The organism is Serratia sp. BW106 (assembly GCF_002607755.1).
Taxonomy (GTDB): domain Bacteria; phylum Pseudomonadota; class Gammaproteobacteria; order Enterobacterales; family Enterobacteriaceae; genus Serratia; species Serratia proteamaculans.
In genome coordinates this window covers 153033-169284 of sequence record NZ_MCGS01000021.1, presented here as the reverse complement: position 1 = coordinate 169284, position 16252 = coordinate 153033, and the positions used below count along the sequence as shown (strand labels likewise).

At 54.1% G+C, this 16252-nt stretch carries 15 protein-coding genes; 6 read left to right on the top strand and 9 right to left on the bottom strand.

Annotated elements, in window-relative coordinates:
- Window positions 1-39: 39 nt before the first annotated feature.
- Both BEI65_RS15390 and BEI65_RS15385 read right to left on the bottom strand, forming a co-directional pair.
- Window positions 40-726, bottom strand: a complete 687-nt coding sequence (locus BEI65_RS15390; protein ID WP_099064080.1) for a molecular chaperone — start codon at window positions 724-726, stop codon at window positions 40-42.
- Window positions 727-775: 49 nt separating this feature from the next.
- Window positions 776-1315 carry a fimbrial protein gene (locus BEI65_RS15385; RefSeq protein WP_099064187.1) on the bottom strand — a complete coding sequence of 180 codons (540 nt, stop codon included), beginning with the start codon at window positions 1313-1315 and terminating at the stop codon, window positions 776-778.
- A 515-nt stretch (window positions 1316-1830) separates the two neighbouring features.
- Here BEI65_RS15385 and BEI65_RS15380 point away from each other — a divergent pair.
- From BEI65_RS15380 to BEI65_RS15370, 3 genes are all read left to right on the top strand, one after another.
- Window positions 1831-2547 carry an EAL domain-containing protein gene (locus tag BEI65_RS15380; protein ID WP_099064079.1) on the top strand — a complete coding sequence of 239 codons (717 nt, stop codon included), beginning with the start codon at window positions 1831-1833 and terminating at the stop codon, window positions 2545-2547.
- 22 nt (window positions 2548-2569) lie between these two features.
- On the top strand, window positions 2570-3160 hold the full coding sequence (locus BEI65_RS15375) for a LuxR family transcriptional regulator (RefSeq protein WP_061807054.1): 591 nt from the start codon (window positions 2570-2572) through the stop codon (window positions 3158-3160).
- Window positions 3161-3333: 173 nt separating this feature from the next.
- Window positions 3334-4956, top strand: a complete 1623-nt coding sequence (locus BEI65_RS15370; RefSeq protein WP_099064078.1) for an FMN-binding glutamate synthase family protein — start codon at window positions 3334-3336, stop codon at window positions 4954-4956.
- A 156-nt stretch (window positions 4957-5112) separates the two neighbouring features.
- Here BEI65_RS15370 and betA read toward each other — a convergent pair whose 3' ends face one another.
- The 3 genes from betA to betI form a co-directional block, all read right to left on the bottom strand.
- Complete coding sequence (gene betA / locus BEI65_RS15365) at window positions 5113-6780, bottom strand: choline dehydrogenase (RefSeq protein ID WP_099064077.1); 1668 nt, start codon at window positions 6778-6780, stop codon at window positions 5113-5115.
- A gap of 66 nt (window positions 6781-6846) precedes the next feature.
- A complete protein-coding gene (gene betB / locus BEI65_RS15360; RefSeq protein WP_099064076.1) occupies window positions 6847-8319 on the bottom strand; it encodes a betaine-aldehyde dehydrogenase in 1473 nt (490 codons plus the stop codon).
- 20 nt (window positions 8320-8339) lie between these two features.
- Window positions 8340-8936 (bottom strand): transcriptional regulator BetI, encoded by a 597-nt coding sequence (gene betI / locus BEI65_RS15355; protein WP_099064075.1) that lies wholly within the window; start codon window positions 8934-8936, stop codon window positions 8340-8342.
- A 414-nt stretch (window positions 8937-9350) separates the two neighbouring features.
- On the opposite strand from betI, the gene BEI65_RS15350 reads away from it, so the two are divergent.
- Window positions 9351-11390: a choline transporter gene (locus BEI65_RS15350; RefSeq protein WP_099064074.1), complete on the top strand. Its 2040-nt coding sequence runs from the start codon at window positions 9351-9353 to the stop codon at window positions 11388-11390.
- Window positions 11391-11467: 77 nt separating this feature from the next.
- Here the strand turns inward: BEI65_RS15350 and BEI65_RS15345 are convergent, their stop codons facing one another.
- The 3 genes from BEI65_RS15345 to BEI65_RS15335 are packed head-to-tail and all read right to left on the bottom strand — an operon-like array spanning window position 11468 to window position 13243.
- Window positions 11468-11773: a pentapeptide MXKDX repeat protein gene (locus BEI65_RS15345; RefSeq protein ID WP_099064073.1), complete on the bottom strand. Its 306-nt coding sequence runs from the start codon at window positions 11771-11773 to the stop codon at window positions 11468-11470.
- Between the two features lie 59 nt (window positions 11774-11832).
- Complete coding sequence (locus BEI65_RS15340; protein WP_099064072.1) at window positions 11833-12621, bottom strand: molybdopterin-dependent oxidoreductase; 789 nt, start codon at window positions 12619-12621, stop codon at window positions 11833-11835.
- A 10-nt stretch (window positions 12622-12631) separates the two neighbouring features.
- Window positions 12632-13243, bottom strand: coding sequence for a cytochrome b/b6 domain-containing protein (locus BEI65_RS15335; RefSeq protein ID WP_099064071.1), 612 nt, complete (start codon window positions 13241-13243; stop codon window positions 12632-12634).
- 150 nt (window positions 13244-13393) lie between these two features.
- Between BEI65_RS15335 and BEI65_RS15330 the strand changes: the two genes are divergently transcribed.
- Together BEI65_RS15330 and BEI65_RS15325 are read left to right on the top strand one after the other, a co-directional pair.
- The gene (locus BEI65_RS15330; RefSeq protein ID WP_099064070.1) at window positions 13394-14107 is read left to right on the top strand and encodes a response regulator transcription factor; all 714 of its coding nucleotides are present in this window, start codon (window positions 13394-13396) and stop codon (window positions 14105-14107) included.
- Between the two features lie 3 nt (window positions 14108-14110).
- Window positions 14111-15577: a HAMP domain-containing sensor histidine kinase gene (locus tag BEI65_RS15325; RefSeq protein WP_099064069.1), complete on the top strand. Its 1467-nt coding sequence runs from the start codon at window positions 14111-14113 to the stop codon at window positions 15575-15577.
- A 10-nt stretch (window positions 15578-15587) separates the two neighbouring features.
- On the opposite strand, the gene BEI65_RS15320 is transcribed toward BEI65_RS15325, so the two are convergent.
- Window positions 15588-16250, bottom strand: coding sequence for a fimbria/pilus periplasmic chaperone (locus BEI65_RS15320; protein WP_099064068.1), 663 nt, complete (start codon window positions 16248-16250; stop codon window positions 15588-15590).
- Window positions 16251-16252 lie beyond the last annotated feature (2 nt).

Sequence of the window (16252 nt, the reverse complement as noted above, 5' to 3'; positions counted from 1 at the left end):
GCATGCTACTTTCCGTTGATATACCATTCCCTGTCTCTCTTATTGTACTGGAACGTCCTTGACTTCCGTTCTACCGCCAAAATCGTTGATATAACTGAAGGAAATCTTATTATTAACGTTAGCGCCCGCGGGGATATCAATCGACAGGCGATCGCCTGGATTCACCATATTGGCGTCCACATCCACGGTTTTTCCCGCGCTATTTTTCAAATGCAGGGCCCCAAAAGTAATATGCAGAGGGCCATCGTTAATCGCCTGCAAACGTGAACCTTCACGCTGCCAGCGCAATTTTTGCACCTGCTCATCCAACGTGGTTTTCAACGTCGTCGGGCGGTAAAAAAGTTTGATTCGGGTACGTACCGCAACCTGAAGCACATTTTCCAGCTTCGGGGCCGGTGGTATTTCCTGCACGTTAATCCACAGCAGAGTTTCTTTATCCTGCGGGAAGCCATTGCCGGAATAGATAAAACGCAAGATTGCCGTTTTTGCACCATCCAATTTCAGGATCGGGGGAACAACCACAATAGGCAGATTCTTAGGTACCTGATTCCTGTCACCAGTATCCAGCCAGGTCTGCACCATATAGGCTTCAGCAGCATCATTATGGATTGGCAGAGAGGCAGATTTATCAGTGCCGTTATAGATTACGCGGGTGGCATCAACCTGGATCCCGGCGTAGCTGCTAAAAGTGCCCAGCATCAGCAGAGCAGCAAAGAACTTTTTCATCGGTTTCCTCTACGGGCCATCCTTGGCCGTCAATATCCTAAAAGGTCGATTATTTGTATTCGATGGTGAACGGGCTGGTAGCGTTAGCCAGACCAGCAGTCACAGCACTGAATGAACGGTAGCGAGCTTGCAGGTTGAAGGTCGCTTTACCTGATGCATCAACGGTAACTTTAGCAACGTCATCTTTGATGTTAGAGCCATCGCCGATAGCGAAAGGCTTGTTGTTGTTATCGGTGATTTCGATGCCCACGCCAGTTGCCGCAGTACCGGTACCGCCAACGTTGCTTACGGACAGCAGGTCTGGGTTGCCGGCAACGGTGTTACCGTCGAAACGCAGGCTGTAATCGCCAGCATCACATTTATCCAGAGAGATCTGGAAAGCTTTAGATGCAGATTTATCACCGATATTTGCAAAAGCAGAAGTTGGGTAAGTACCCAGGTAAACTTCTTTATTTTGAGTATCGCTAGTTACTTCGCAAGTAGACTGTTTGATTTCACCGGTGAACTTAACGGTGCCATTTGCTGCCATTGCGTTGGAAGCAGTTACAGACAATACCAGCGCGGCCAAAGGCAATAATACTTTTTTCATTTCCAGCTCCATAGAAAAACAATAAAATAATCGATTCAGTGACAGATGAATATATACCGACCCGGCACTGAGCATACACTCAGCGATAGCACTCCTTGCTTAAAAGGAATGTTGCCTCGATGAACCCATTGCCGGACGAAATATAGACTAAGCGTATTCTTATTGTTAAATCGTTTAAAACATTCATAACCCCCCTCTTGATAGGAATAAACTATCAATAAATACCTATCGATCGATGTTGACGATTCAATCGAATAGGAATAATCTGTGATTTAGAAAGGCATGCAGTTGGAGATTTTGCCTTAAGGCTTGATTAACAGCATATTATTCCGTTTATTAACATTTTATTACATTTTGAGCGGTTTAGACTTCGCGACAAATTGCGCATTTAAGGGTCTGTAAGCGGCATTGCTCATCTTGGCTACATCAAATAAGATATTTACCTATAAACAGACTGATTTTATTTTATTTTCGTTATAAAACAGACGTTTGTATATCAATCAAGGGATTGAGGAATGCGCAGTTCTTTTAGAGAGAAAAATAACGGAATTAATTATGTTTTCCAGCCTATGTTCGCAAAATCTGGACAATTGCTGGCCGTTGAGTGCCTGTCACGATTCACTTTTAATAGTGAATATGCGCATTTTTCTCCTGAACAATTCTTTCGCACTGCCGATAGCGCCACTCGGATTGAGATTCTGTTAGATCAAGTCAGTCTGATAGAGAAATATAACCACTGGTTTCGCGACAATCAGGTGATAGCCACATTAAATGTGGACGACCATTCTCTGAGATCTTTGGCCAATAGCCATTTTGCAGAAAGAATCAGTGCTACTCGCTGTATTCATTTCGAAATCAGTGAGAACTCAACCCGACTGGTAAAAGATCGCGTCCATGGCGATCCCTCACTGAAGAGCTATTCATTTTGGCTCGATGATTTTGGTTCTGGCTACGCGGGTTTTTCTGCGTTGTATAACAGCCAGTTCCGCTTCGTTAAACTCGACCGTTTTTTATTGTGGGACTTTATGAAAAAGTCCGGCGGTGACGGTTTAATGCGCGCTTTATTGCGTTTTTTTCACCTTAATCATTACAAGGTGATTATCGAAGGGGTAGAAACTCCCGAACATAAAAGATGGCTGGACGAAATGCCATATTACGCACTGCAGGGAAAGCTGTGGAAGGAATCCGACATCAAGGATTTGAACTCGCTTCTTACAGCTGAATACTTTTAACTCATTATGGGTGTTTGCCATTATGTCTAAAAACAATGTCCTTGTGATTAGTGAGTGTAAGTACAGCTATGTCGGCCTTTCGGTATTACTGAAAAAACATTACGGTAAGTACGATATCAGACTGTTCTCGGATTTCATGCACGGCGGAGCCAAGGCGGAGAAAATAATTAAGCACGACATCGCCCTGATCTTCACCTCACAAAATCTGGAGCAAAGCGTCAACGTCATTGAAAGCCTGGTGTCTTTACATCAGCAATACAACTCAAAAACACGCCTGCTGGTGTTTTATGACGACGAGCGCGTAGTAAAGTTATTATCGATCCTGGGGATTTCCGTTGAATTGGTCTCGACGCGCATTCCACTTTATTCGCTACAGGAAAAAATACAAAACCTGTTGGAAAGCAAAGAGCCCGGCGGGATAAAAATGCAGAAAACCCGGGAACTCAGCCCGGCGGAAAGTGACGTTATTTTCAATTTGTTGCGTGGCGACAGCCTGCTGCATATTGCCCAAAAGCGCGGCACTCATCCCAAAACCATTTTCTCTCAGAAATACAGTGCGATGAAAAAACTGCGTTTGCGCAGCATGAGCACTATCTTCGTCGCCAGCAAGTAAACCTTCAGGCCGCCGCCCGGCGGCCTTTCCCCCTTGGCAACGTTAAAATAATGTAACAATGAACGATAAAGCAGTAACAGCCACATAACACTTCTGCCTGTTGGTTAGGATCCAGCCACGGAAATTTCCCGTGAGCCATGTCGTCTGGATCAAAAAAAACATCAGGAGATGTTATGAAGTCATCCTTATTCAGCCGTTATACCTGTCTTGTGTTGAGTCTCTTGCTGACACTGGTGTCATTGGCACTATTGCCGCACCGGCCCTGGTTTTGGCTGCCAACGATCATTTTTGGTGGTCTGAGCGCACTGGGTATTTACGATCTGACCCAACAGCGCCACGCTATCTGCCGTAACTACCCGATCATCGGCCGTCTGCGCTTTTTCTTCGAATTTATCCGCCCGGAAATACGCCAGTATTTATTGGAAGAAGATAACGCGCAGATCCCGTTCTCACGCACCCAACGCACGCTGGTTTATCGTCGTGCCAAAAACGAGATGGGTGACAAACCGTTCGGCACCCAGTTGGATGTTTATCAAACCGGCTATGAATGCATCGGCCATTCCATGCGCCCAGTGGAGGTGTCCGACCCGACCAGTTTTCGCGTGGCGATCGGCGGCCCAGGCTGCAGCCAGCCCTACTCCGCCTCTATTTTCAACATCTCCGCCATGAGTTTCGGCGCCCTGTCGGCCAACGCTATTCGTGCTCTCAACCTGGGTGCAGCGAAAGGTAATTTCTACCACGACACCGGTGAAGGCAGTATTAGCCGCTATCACCGAGAGAACGGCGGTGACCTGGTGTGGGAACTGGGCAGTGGTTATTTTGGCTGCCGTACCGCCGACGGCCATTTTGATCCGCAGCGCTTTGCCGAACAGGCTAAAAACCCGCAGGTCAAAATGATTGAAATCAAACTCAGTCAGGGGGCCAAGCCGGGCCATGGCGGCATTCTGCCGGCTAAAAAAGTGGATGCGGAAATTGCCGCGACGCGCGGCGTCCCAGAAGGGGTCGACTGTATTTCTCCGGCCTCGCACAGTGCCTTCAGCACCCCCGTGGAAATGATGCACTTCATTCAGCAGCTACGCGAACTCTCCGGCGGAAAACCCGTGGGTTTCAAGCTGTGTATCGGCCACCCATGGGAGTTTGTCGCCATCGTCAAAGCCATGCTGCAAACCCAAATATTGCCGGACTTTATCGTGGTGGACGGTAAGGAAGGTGGGACCGGTGCCGCGCCACTTGAGCTGTCCAACTATATGGGCATGCCGCTGCGCGAAGGATTACTGTTTGTGCATAACACCCTGGTCGGCTGCGGGTTGCGTGACAAGGTCAAAGTCGGTGCCAGCGGCAAAATCATCAGCGCCTTCGATATCGCCAGCGTATTGGTACTGGGTGCCGATTGGGTGAACTCCGCACGCGGCTTTATGTTCGCCGTCGGCTGCATTCAGTCACAGAGTTGCCACACCAATCACTGCCCAACCGGTGTTGCCACCCAGGATCCGCTACGACAAAAAGCGCTGGTGGTACCGAACAAAGCGGAGCGCGTTTATCATTTCCACCAGAATACGGTAAAAGCGCTGGCGGAAATGTTGGCGGCAGCCGGGGTCAGTCGCCCGGAACAGCTGACCTCGCACCATATGCTGCGCCGCATTACCTCAACGGAAATCAAGGTCTACGCCGACATCTACTACTATCTGGAACCCGGCGCACTGCTGAAACAAGAGATCGAAAGCGATTTCTATGCGCGCATGTGGCGCATGGCAACACCCAACAGTTTCGATCAGGCGATCGCCCTGCCGGCTTAAGCGGGACAAATATATTGTCCCCTACTGAAGTGGGATGACACATTTACAGCTTGAAAGATGACGGGGATAGATTGTCCCCTCGCCTCAGGGAAGGACTTTGGAGAGGGGTTGCTTGCTACGGCAGCCCTGCCCCTTAGCGGCGAGAGGACATGTGGGTTACGCCTTGCGCGCCGGGGCGTCACCGGCCACGTAATATTCGGCGGTGCTGCGCGGCAGCGGCGTACGCTGGCGGATACGATCGGCTATTTTCTCGGCGATCATGATGGTGGTGGCATTCAGGTTACCGGTAATGATCAACGGCATGATTGAAGCATCCACCACCCGCAGCCCTTCCATGCCGTGCACCCGGCCCTGCCCATCCACCACCGCCATCTCGTCTTCGCCCATTTTGCATGAGCAGGAAGGATGGAAGGCGGTTTCGGCATGCTCACGCACAAAGGCATCCAACTGTTCGTCGGTCTGGACTTCCGGCCCAGGACTGATTTCACGCCCCCGGTACTCATCCAGCGCTGGCTGCGCCATGATTTCACGCGTGATACGGATGGCATCGCGGAACTCCTGCCAGTCCTGCTCTGTCGCCATGTAGTTGAACAGAATGCTCGGATGCTGGCGCGGATCTTTGGATTTCACCTGCACCCGGCCGCGGCTCGGCGAGCGCATCGAACCGACGTGAGCCTGAAAACCGTGCTCTTTCACCGCATTGCTGCCGTTGTAGTTAATCGCCACCGGCAGGAAATGATACTGAATGTTCGGCCAGGCGAACTCTTCACGGCTGCGGATAAAGCCACCGGCTTCAAACTGGTTGCTGGCGCCAATGCCGCTGCCGTTGAACAGCCATTCCGCGCCAATTTTCGGTTGGTTAAACCATTGCAGCGCCGGGTATAACGAAACCGGTTTTTTACAGGCGTACTGCAAGTACATTTCCAGGTGGTCCTGCAGGTTCTCACCCACGCCCGGCAGATCGTGCACCAGTTCAATGTCCAGACGGTTCAGCAGCGACGCAGGACCCACGCCGGAACGTTGCAGGATCTGCGGTGACGCGATCGCCCCGGCGCACAGCAGCACTTCCCGGCGCGCACGCGCACTGGTGATATCCTTGGCCTCACCCTGCAAGTAATCTACACCCACCGCCCGCTTGCCGTCGAAACGGATGCGGTCGGTCAGCGCATGGGTCACAATCTTCAAATTAGGGCGGGAACGCGCCTGATCCAGATAACCACGGGCGGTGCTGGCACGACGACCTTTCGGCGTGACGGTACGATCCATCGGGCCGAAGCCTTCCTGCTGGTAACCATTAAGATCATCGGTACGCGGATAACCCGCCTGCACGCCAGCCTCCACCATCGCGTGGAATAACTCGTTATTACCGGCCTTCGGCGTGGTCACGCTGACCGGACCCTCGCCGCCGTGGAAATCATTCGGGCCGATGTCGCGAGTTTCCGCCTTGCGGAAATATGGCAGACAATCCAGGTAGCTCCAGTCTTCCAGACCCGGTGCCTTCGCCCAATTATCGAAATCCATCGCGTTACCGCGGATGTAGCACATGCCATTAATTAGCGATGAACCGCCCAGCCCCTTACCGCGACCACATTCCATGCGACGGTTGTCCATGTGCGGCTCAGGGTCGGTTTCATAGGCCCAGTTGTAACGGCGCCCCTGCAGCGGGAATGCCAACGCAGCGGGCATCTGAGTGCGAAAATCCATCCGATAGTCCGGGCCGCCAGCTTCCAGCAGCAGCACGCTGACGTCAGCGTCTTCGGTCAAACGGGTGGCTAATACGTTACCGGCAGAGCCGGCCCCGATAATGATGTAATCGTATTCCATCGATTATCTCCTAATAGGCAATGCGCCTGACGCGAACGCGCCAGGCGAAAGAAAAAGCGGGGATAGTTAAAATACGGAGGCGTATTCGCCCAGCTCGACCTGCACTGATTTGATCTGGGTGTAGTGCTCCAGCGTCATCAGGCCATTCTCGCGACCGACGCCAGACTGTTTGTAGCCGCCGACCGGCATTTCCGCCGCCGACTCGCCCCAGGTGTTAATCCAGCAGATGCCGGCTTCCAGTTGGTGGATCACCCGGTGGGCGCGGGTCAGATCGTTAGTGACGACCCCGGCAGCCAGGCCAAAGGTAGTATCGTTGGCGCGACGTATCACTTCTTCTTCGCTGTGATAGCTGAGGATGCTCATCACCGGCCCGAAGATCTCTTCACGCACGATTTCCATCTCGTCACGGCAATCGGTAAATACCGTCGGGGCCACATAAGCGCCCTTGGCAAATTCACCGGTCGTCACACGCTCACCGCCGCACAGCAGACGCGCGCCGCTGTCCTTACCGCTTTCGATAAAGCGCAGCACCGACTCCATGTGCGCGAAGCTGACCAGCGGGCCAAAATTGGTTTGCGGATCGGTAGGATCACCCAGACGAATGCGGTTTACCCGCTCGAGAATTTTGGCTTCGAATTGCGCCTGCAGCGCTGCCGGTACAAACACGCGGGTACCGTTGGTGCACACCTGGCCGGAGCTGTAGAAATTGGCCATCATGGCAATATCGGCGGCGCGATCCAGGTCGGCGTCATCAAAGATGATCAGCGGCGATTTACCGCCCAGTTCCATGGTGACTTCTTTCAGCGTCGAGCCGGAGGCGTTAGCCATCACTTTTTTGCCGGTTTTCACGCCGCCGGTGAACGACACCTTGGCGATGCCCGGATGATCGGTCAGGTACTGACCGACTTCTGCACCACTGCCGGTGACCACATTGAACACGCCGTCCGGCAGGCCGGCTTCGGTGTAGATCTCGGCCAGCTTCAGCGCCGTCAAAGAAGTCACTTCGCTCGGTTTGAAGATCATGGCATTGCCCGCGGCCAGCGCTGGCGCAGACTTCCACAAGGCAATTTGAATCGGGTAGTTCCAGGCACCGATACCGGCCACCACGCCCAGCGGCTCGCGGCGGGTATAGACAAAAGAAGTGTCGCGCAGCGGGATCTGCTGCCCTTCGATCGCCGGGATCAGGCCAGCGTAATATTCCAGCACGTCGGCACCGGTGACAATATCTACCGCCGTGGTTTCCGACATCGCCTTGCCGGTATCCAGCGTTTCCAGCGCGGCCAGTTCGTCGTTGCGCTCACGCAGAATATCCACCGCACGACGCAGGATACGAGAACGCGCCATCGCCGTCATCGCCGCCCATACCTTCTGTCCACTGGCTGCGCTGGCAACCGCACGGTTGACGTCTTCAGCGCTGGCGGACTGGATCTCGGCAAGCACTTCGCCATTCGCCGGGTTCACTGCGTTGAAGGTTTTTCCATCGGTACTGTCTACATAGGCACCATTAATATAGAGCTTCTGTAAGCCAAAACGGGACATAGGTTCTCCTTGGGTTGTCCTCAGGGTGGCGTGTGCCCCCGGAGTTGAAACGTAATGTAATCGGTAGTGAGCGCAATCGCCTGTGCCTGATTAAACGCCGCACCGCGCAACGCGCTGCGTAACCACAGACCGTCGATCAATGCCGCCAGCCCTTTGGCCGCCAGCCGTGCCTGCGCCTTCGGCAGTTCGCGGCTAAATTCAGCGCACAGGTTGGAATACAAACGACGACCGTTCACCTGTTGCAGCCGGTTAAGCTGCGGTTGGTGCAGGCTGCTGGCCCAAAAAGCCAACCAGGTTTTCATCGCCGCGCTGTTGATCTGACTGTCGTCGAAATTACCAGCGACGATCGCCTGCAGCCGTGATGCCGGGCGGTGGTCGCTCAACGCCTGCAACCGCAACCTCACCGCCTCGCCCAAATGGCTAATCAAATAGCGCATTGTGGCTTCCAGCAGGCCGTTCTTGTCCTTGAAATAGTGGCTGATAATGCCGTTGGAAACGCCCGCCCGTCGCGCTATCTGCGCAATGGTGGCGTCATGCATTCCAACTTCATTGACTGCGGCCAGCGTGGCATCTATCAACTGCTGCCTTCTGATCGGCTGCATTCCTACCTTTGGCATAATTCGACTCTCACAAAACCGACTTCGGCCTCGTCTCAGCAGCGAGATTTCACCGTCTTTCCGCCTGCTGAACTTGGTCTTCATGGCAACTATTAAACTTTTTTTTGATTGAACGTTCAATAAAAATTGCATATATTTTATTACCGCTTGGTTACAAATATGTACTTTTCGGTTGTGGAACTGGCTGATTTTCGTGAGGTATTTAACGAATCTGACCAAAATCAGTGTCTGTAAGCGGTTCCCACCACGAAACGATTTCCCGTTTCGTTAACAAACAAAGCGGCAACTTTTGGCAAGCAGAACAGCAATTGCCGCGGCGTTTTTATCCGCACTGTTTCCGGGCGACACCTGCGTGTCGTTCAGGCTGGTGTGTGGGCACGATTTTACTCAGTTGTTAAAAAACAGAGGAAGACGATGACAACACGCGAAACCTCCTCAAAACCACAAAAGGATGGCCTTAATCCTGTGGTTTTCTTCACCTCGGCGGGGCTGATCCTGGCCTTCTCGCTGATGACCATCTTTTTTACCGATTTCTCCGGGCGATGGATCACCCGCACCCTGAATTGGGTTTCTACTACCTTCGGTTGGTACTACCTGCTGGCCGCCACCCTGTACATCGTATTTGTGGTGTTTATCGCCGCTTCACGCTTTGGTTCAATCAAGCTCGGGCCCGAGCAGTCAAAACCCGAATTCAGCCTGATGAGCTGGGCAGCGATGCTGTTTGCCGCCGGTATCGGCATCGATCTGATGTTCTTCTCGGTCGCCGAACCGGTGACACAATATATGATGCCACCGGAAGGCCAGGGCCAGACGCTGGAGGCCGCGCGCCAGGCGATGGTCTGGACGCTGTTCCACTACGGGCTGACCGGCTGGTCGATGTATGCGCTGATGGGTATCGCTCTTGGCTACTTCAGCTACCGCTATAACCTGCCGCTGACCATCCGTTCGGCGCTGTACCCGATCTTCGGCAAGCGCATCAACGGCCCGATCGGCCACAGCGTTGATATTGCTGCGGTACTGGGCACCATCTTCGGTATCGCCACCACGCTCGGCATTGGCGTGGTGCAGTTGAACTACGGGCTGAAAGTCCTGTTCCACATACCGGAAAACCTGACGGTTCAGGCCGCGCTGATCCTGCTGTCGGTGATCATGGCCACCATTTCGGTGACCTCCGGCGTCAACAAGGGCATCCGTATTCTTTCCGAGCTCAACGTGCTGCTGGCGCTGGGGCTGATCCTGTTCGTGCTGTTCTTCGGCGATACCGAGTTCCTGCTTAATGCACTGGTGCTCAACGTCGGCGATTACGTCAACCGCTTTATGGGTATGACACTTAACAGTTTCGCCTTCGATCGTCCGGTAGAGTGGATGAACAACTGGACCCTGTTCTTCTGGGCCTGGTGGGTAGCCTGGGCACCCTTTGTCGGCCTATTCCTGGCGCGAATTTCACGCGGGCGTACCATCCGCCAGTTTGTGGTCGGCACGCTGATTATTCCTTTCGTGTTTACCCTGCTGTGGCTGTCGATCTTCGGTAACAGCGCGCTGTACCAGATTATTCACGGCAACGCCGCCTTTGCGCAGGAAGTGATGCAGTACCCGGAACGCGGTTTCTACAGCCTGCTGGCGCAGTACCCGGGCTTTACCTTCAGCGCCTCGGTGGCGACTATCACTGGCCTGCTGTTTTACGTCACCTCGGCGGATTCCGGTTCGCTGGTGCTGGGTAACTTCACCTCGCGCCTTAGCGACATCAATAATGATGCCCCCAACTGGCTGCGTATTTTCTGGTCGGTAGCGATTGGCCTGCTGACCATAGGTATGTTGATGACCGACGGCGTGCCCGCGCTGCAAAAAACCACGGTGATCATGGGCCTGCCGTTCAGCTTTGTGATCTTCTTCGTGATGGCCGGGCTGTATAAATCGCTGCGGGTAGAGGATTACCGCAAGGCCAGCGCCCTGAACACCACCGCACCGATGCCGGTGTCCAGCAATGACGTGTTGAACTGGAAACAGCGCCTGTCACGGGTGATGAATTATCCGGGTACCCAATACACGCAGAAAATGATGGATACTCGTTGCCGGCCGGCGATGCAGGAAGTGGCGCGTGAGCTGGAGTTGCGCGGTGCCAAAGTGGAGTTCAGTGAGGTGCCGCCAACCGAAGATGAGCGTTTAAACCATCTGGAGTTGCTGGTGCATTTGGGTGAAGAGCAGAACTTTACCTACCAAATCTGGCCACAGCGTTACTCCGTGCCGGGCTTTACCTATCGCGCCCGCTCCGGTAAATCGCACTACTACCGGTTGGAAACCTTCCTGATGGAAGGCACCCAGGGCAATGACCTGATGGACTACAGCAAGGAACAGGTGATCGGCGATATCCTCGATCAGTATGAAAAACACCTGAACTTTGTGCACATCCACCGTGAGGCGCCGGGGAATACCCTGACCTTCCCAGATATGTAAGCGTTAATCAGTGCAATAAACACCAAAGGCCACATCACGTGGCCTTTGGTTTTCAGGCTATCCTGAGTCTGCAGCACTTATTTCCCCATGCTGTCTTTTTTCATTTCATCTTTTTTCATGCCGTCTTTGGCCATGCTGTCTTTCTTCATGCCGTCGTGTTTCATCGCATCTTTCCCCATGTGGTCTTTCTTCATGCAATCCTTGCTCATGCAGTCTTTCTTCATGGCGTCTTTTTTCATGCCATCTTTAGCCATGCCGTCATGAGACATCTGGCCCATGTTGTCCTTTTTCATCGCGTCTTTGCTCATGCTGTCTGCCGCATTGGCACCGATAGAACCCAACATCAACGCGCTACACATCATCACTGCGAATAACTTTTTCATGGTATTTCCTTCTCTCATTTAAAAAGCACCTGTGTGCCGGGGGATAGTTGCGGCCGTCGTTAACTGCCGCCAAACCAGTTGTAACCTTGATCTTCCCAGTAACCGCCGGGAAAACGGTTGGTGACTTCAATCACCTGAATATGTTTCGGATTCTTGTAGCCGAGCTTGGTCGGCATGCGCAGCTTCATCGGGTAGCCGTATTTACGCGGCAGGATCTGGCCGTCGTAGGTCAGCGCCATAATGGTTTGCGGATGCAGCGCCGTGGCCATGTCGATACTGGTGTAATAATCGTCGGCACATTTGAAGCTGACATATTTTGCGCTCAGGTCCGCGCCGATCGCCTGGAGAAACTCCGCGAACGGCACCCCGCCCCATTTGCCGATCGCACTCCAGCCTTCAACACAGATATGGCGCGTCACCTGGCTGATCTGCGACATCTTGTGCAATTGCGGCAGCGTCCAGGAGTGTTTATTCAGTACCAGTCCGCTGACTTCCAGCCGATAGTCGTCGCCATTAATATCCGGTGCCTGTTCCTCGGCATAAAACGCATTGAACGGGAACGGGCGGGTGATCATCGATTCGGGGTACACCGGTGCCAGATGGTCGGCATTGAACAGCCAGCCCTGTACCCGATCGTTAAACCGCGAGATGCGGTTCAGCGCCTGTTCCACATTGGCGTTGTCGCTAATGTCACAACCGGTGAGCATCGCAATCCCCCCCAGCGTCAGCCCATTGCGCAGGAAACGACGGCGTGAAGAGGACTCCAGTTGGCGTGCCAGCAATTGCTGCGCCTCCCTGACGATCTCCCGCCCTTCGCTCAGGTTGATAGGCTGTTTATCTGTTTTCATCGGGCTCTCCTTAACGTCCACGCAGCATGGCCAACAGCGTGCGTGGCACCAGCGCTACCATCACCAGATGTACCACCACAAACCCCACCAGCGCCGACATGGCAAAAAAGTGGATATAGCGTGCCGCGTCATAACCGCCGAGCAGCTCACGCAGCAGCGGAAATTGCACCGACTTCCACAGCACCAGGCCGGACAGCACCATCACCACCCCAGCCACCATCACAAACAGGTAGGCCACCCGCTGCACCATGTTGTAATGGCGTAAATCGTTGTGACCGAGCTTGCCCCGCAGTGCCGCTAGCAGGTCACTCAACAAGGCTTTCGGGCTGAGCGGCCAGAACTTGCGTTTCAGGCGGCCACTGAACAGGTTAATCAGCAGATAACACAGACCGTTAATGCCAAACAGCCACATACCGGCAAAGTGCCACTGCAGCGCACCACCCAACCAACCGCCCAATGTCAGCTCATTGATAAAGCTGAAGTTAAATAACGGCGAGGCGTTATAGATGCGCCAGCCGCTGGCCACCATGATCAACATCGCCAGCGCATTCAGCCAGTGCGTCAGGCGCAGCCACAGCGGATGGATCAGCACCGGTTTCTCCGGCGTAATGGACATGGCCATGGGGCTCTCCTGAGGGTGGCGGTTTCGATGTGTTGAGTATCCGTCTGATTTGTTCCCCAAGACCTCACGCAAAGTTAAATAAAATGTGATAACTCCGGCTGCGTCGCTTGTGTAGACTTCAATCAGGTCTGGCAATCAGCGGTGAGAAGAATGGATAAGCCAAAGAAAATTTTAATCGTCGAGGATGACGGCAATATCGCAGAGCTGCTGCAATTACATCTGCGCGATGAAGGCTATGACATCAGCCATGCCGCCGATGGCAATCTGGGTATGGCGATGCTGGAACAGGGCGGCTGGGACGCGCTGATCCTCGATCTGATGTTGCCGGGGATCGACGGGCTGGAGATCTGCCGTCGGGCACGCAATATGACGCGCTACACGCCGATCATCATCACCAGTGCACGTTCCAGCGAAGTACATCGCGTGCTGGGATTGGAGCTGGGCGCTGACGACTACCTCGCCAAGCCTTTTTCAATGCTGGAGCTGGTTGCCAGGGTCAAGGCGCTGTTCCGCCGCCAGGAGGCGATGAGCCGTAACCTGCGGATGGACGCCGGCACGCTCAGTTTTGACGGCTTGACCATAGATCCGATTGCCCGTGAAGTGCATTTGAACCACCAGACGGTCGATCTGACACCGCGTGAATTCGACCTGCTGTATTTTTTTGCCAAACACCCTGGCAAGGTGTTTTCCCGCCTCAGCCTGCTCAATCAGGTGTGGGGTTATCAGCATGAAGGCTACGAGCACACCGTGAATACTCATATCAACCGGCTGCGCATCAAGATTGAAACCAACCCGGCGGAACCCGAGCGCATCCTCACCGTATGGGGCATGGGCTATAAATTCGCGGCAGCGCCGCAAGAGTGAATCATGAAAAACCTTACGCTAACGCAACGCCTGACCCTGATCTTCGCCCTGTTGATGGTAATCAGCTGCGCCATTTCCGGCTGGATGCAGGTCCGAAGCAGCACCCAGTACAGCCAAGGAGTGATCCAACGGCTGTCCGGTAATCTGGCGCAGCACATTTCCGACAGCAACCCGCTGTTAGGGCAAAATGGGCTGAACGCGGAGTCAGTCAATAGTCTGTTTAATCAACTGATGGCGGTGAATCCCAGCGTTGAGGTGTACCTGCTCGATAAACAGGGCGACATCATTGGTAACGCTGCCCCGGCCGGTCATCTGAAACGCCAGAAGGTGGATCTGCAGCCACTGCAGGCGCTATTCGAAGGTGCAAGAATGCCGGTTTACGGCGATGATCCACGGAATCCGGACGCCAAAAAAGTGTTCAGCGCCGCGCCGCTGAAGGTCAATGGCCAAGTTGAAGGCTATCTGTATGTGGTGCTGCTGGGCGAGGATTACGACGCATTAACCAGCCATGCTTTGCATAACTCCGCGGTCTCCATGGCGCTGTGGACATCCGGCCTGATGGTGCTGTTCAGCCTGGTGGCCGGCGGTTTTGCATTTTATTGGGTGACCCGACCTATCCGCCGTTTGACACGCCAGGTCAGTGAGCTGGACAGCGGTGGCATCGCGGCGGTACAAGCCTATGCGGCACTGCCGGCCGACAGCGGCGGTCGCGATGAAGTCAGTCGACTGCAGCAGGCATTCCGCAGCATGGCACAGCGTATTGCCGAGCAGTGGCAGACGCTTTCGCAGCAGGATCAGCAACGCCGCGAATTTATCGCCAACATCTCGCACGACCTGCGTACCCCACTGACGTCACTGCACGGCTATCTGGAAACGCTGTCGGTCAAGTCCGCCAATCTGAGCGAAAACGATCGTCAACGCTATCTGGAGATCGCCTTGGCGCAGAGCCGCAAAGTAGGTCGATTGGCGCAGGAACTGTTCGAATTGGCGCGGCTGGAATATGGCGTGGTGAAACCGCAGAAAGAGCCGTTCTCACTCAGCGAACTGGTGCAGGATGTCTTCCAGAAGTTTGAATTGGCGGCGGAGGCACGTCAGCAGCGGTTGCTGGCAGATATCACCCCGGGTATTCCCCTGGTGTTTGCCGACGTCAGCATGATTGAACGGGTGCTGACCAACCTGCTGGATAACGCCATCCGCCACACGCCGCAGGGCGGCGAGATTGAGGTGCGCCTGTGGCAACAGGCAGGCAAGGTGCTGGTGCAGGTCAATGACAGCGGCCCGGGTATTCCACAGGAGCTGCGTGCCGATCTGTTCATGCGCCCTTCCATTCTGAGCAGCGCGCGCCGTCATGCTAGCGGTTTGGGGCTGATGATCGTTCGGCGCATCTTGCTGCTGCACGACAGCGATATCCAATTGGTCGAGCGGCCGCAAACCGGTGCCTGTTTCCGCTTCTCGATCCCGCTGCACTAGTGGTTTATGGCTAATTAATGCAGCTTTTATCAACGCTGATAAATTTGTCGTTATAGATAATAAATTTCTGCCCTTTCAGCCGAATACCGGCATGGGTCAGCGTATCACCGGGGCGCAGGTATTCGGTTATCCCCTCTTCATCGGTGCTGTCGCAGCCGGGTTTGAGCAGAAATTTAAAGTAGGTGTTGCCGGTATTGGTGAGGGTGCCACGCTGCGGATCCAGCCGATAGGCGAAATTGCTCTGGCGCGGACGCACCACCAAAATGGTGTCCATCACCACTATCGGCTCCAGATTGACGCCGGTAGTTTGACGCTGCGCCGGGTCGAAAAGGCGGGTGGGAATTTCGCGAAATGACACCCGGTAATAACGCTCACGGTTATCCTGCGGGCCACGGTAGAAGAACTTGTAATATTCGCCCTGCCCGGCCTGCAGTTGTAGCTGACGTGGGGCAAACAGCAGTTCGCCGTCTGCCGGGCGGCTACGAGCCTCATTCTCCCCCGGCCGGTCAATGGCCCGCAAAGTCACCTGATAAATACGTGCGCTGCGGTTATTGTTCAGCACCCGCTTGGCGGTGAACGATTGGTCCTGATCCATCGCAAACGTCAGAGTGCCGACATTAATCGCCGTCGCGCTCAATGGCAGACACAGTAGCCACAACAGCCAGCTTCTCACGG

What these genes read in the sequence shown, in the direction of transcription:
- BEI65_RS15390 (WP_099064080.1), bottom strand. Translation starts at nt 726, where the DNA reads ATGAAAAAGTTCTTTGCTGCTCTGCTGATGCTGGGCACTTTTAGCAGC.
- BEI65_RS15385 (WP_099064187.1), bottom strand. Translation starts at nt 1,315, where the DNA reads ATGAAAAAAGTATTATTGCCTTTGGCCGCGCTGGTATTGTCTGTAACT.
- BEI65_RS15380 (WP_099064079.1), top strand. Translation starts at nt 1,831, where the DNA reads ATGCGCAGTTCTTTTAGAGAGAAAAATAACGGAATTAATTATGTTTTC.
- BEI65_RS15375 (WP_061807054.1), top strand. Translation starts at nt 2,570, where the DNA reads ATGTCTAAAAACAATGTCCTTGTGATTAGTGAGTGTAAGTACAGCTAT.
- BEI65_RS15370 (WP_099064078.1), top strand. Translation starts at nt 3,334, where the DNA reads ATGAAGTCATCCTTATTCAGCCGTTATACCTGTCTTGTGTTGAGTCTC.
- betA (WP_099064077.1), bottom strand. Translation starts at nt 6,780, where the DNA reads ATGGAATACGATTACATCATTATCGGGGCCGGCTCTGCCGGTAACGTA.
- betB (WP_099064076.1), bottom strand. Translation starts at nt 8,319, where the DNA reads ATGTCCCGTTTTGGCTTACAGAAGCTCTATATTAATGGTGCCTATGTA.
- betI (WP_099064075.1), bottom strand. Translation starts at nt 8,936, where the DNA reads ATGCCAAAGGTAGGAATGCAGCCGATCAGAAGGCAGCAGTTGATAGAT.
- BEI65_RS15350 (WP_099064074.1), top strand. Translation starts at nt 9,351, where the DNA reads ATGACAACACGCGAAACCTCCTCAAAACCACAAAAGGATGGCCTTAAT.
- BEI65_RS15345 (WP_099064073.1), bottom strand. Translation starts at nt 11,773, where the DNA reads ATGAAAAAGTTATTCGCAGTGATGATGTGTAGCGCGTTGATGTTGGGT.
- BEI65_RS15340 (WP_099064072.1), bottom strand. Translation starts at nt 12,621, where the DNA reads ATGAAAACAGATAAACAGCCTATCAACCTGAGCGAAGGGCGGGAGATC.
- BEI65_RS15335 (WP_099064071.1), bottom strand. Translation starts at nt 13,243, where the DNA reads ATGGCCATGTCCATTACGCCGGAGAAACCGGTGCTGATCCATCCGCTG.
- BEI65_RS15330 (WP_099064070.1), top strand. Translation starts at nt 13,394, where the DNA reads ATGGATAAGCCAAAGAAAATTTTAATCGTCGAGGATGACGGCAATATC.
- BEI65_RS15325 (WP_099064069.1), top strand. Translation starts at nt 14,111, where the DNA reads ATGAAAAACCTTACGCTAACGCAACGCCTGACCCTGATCTTCGCCCTG.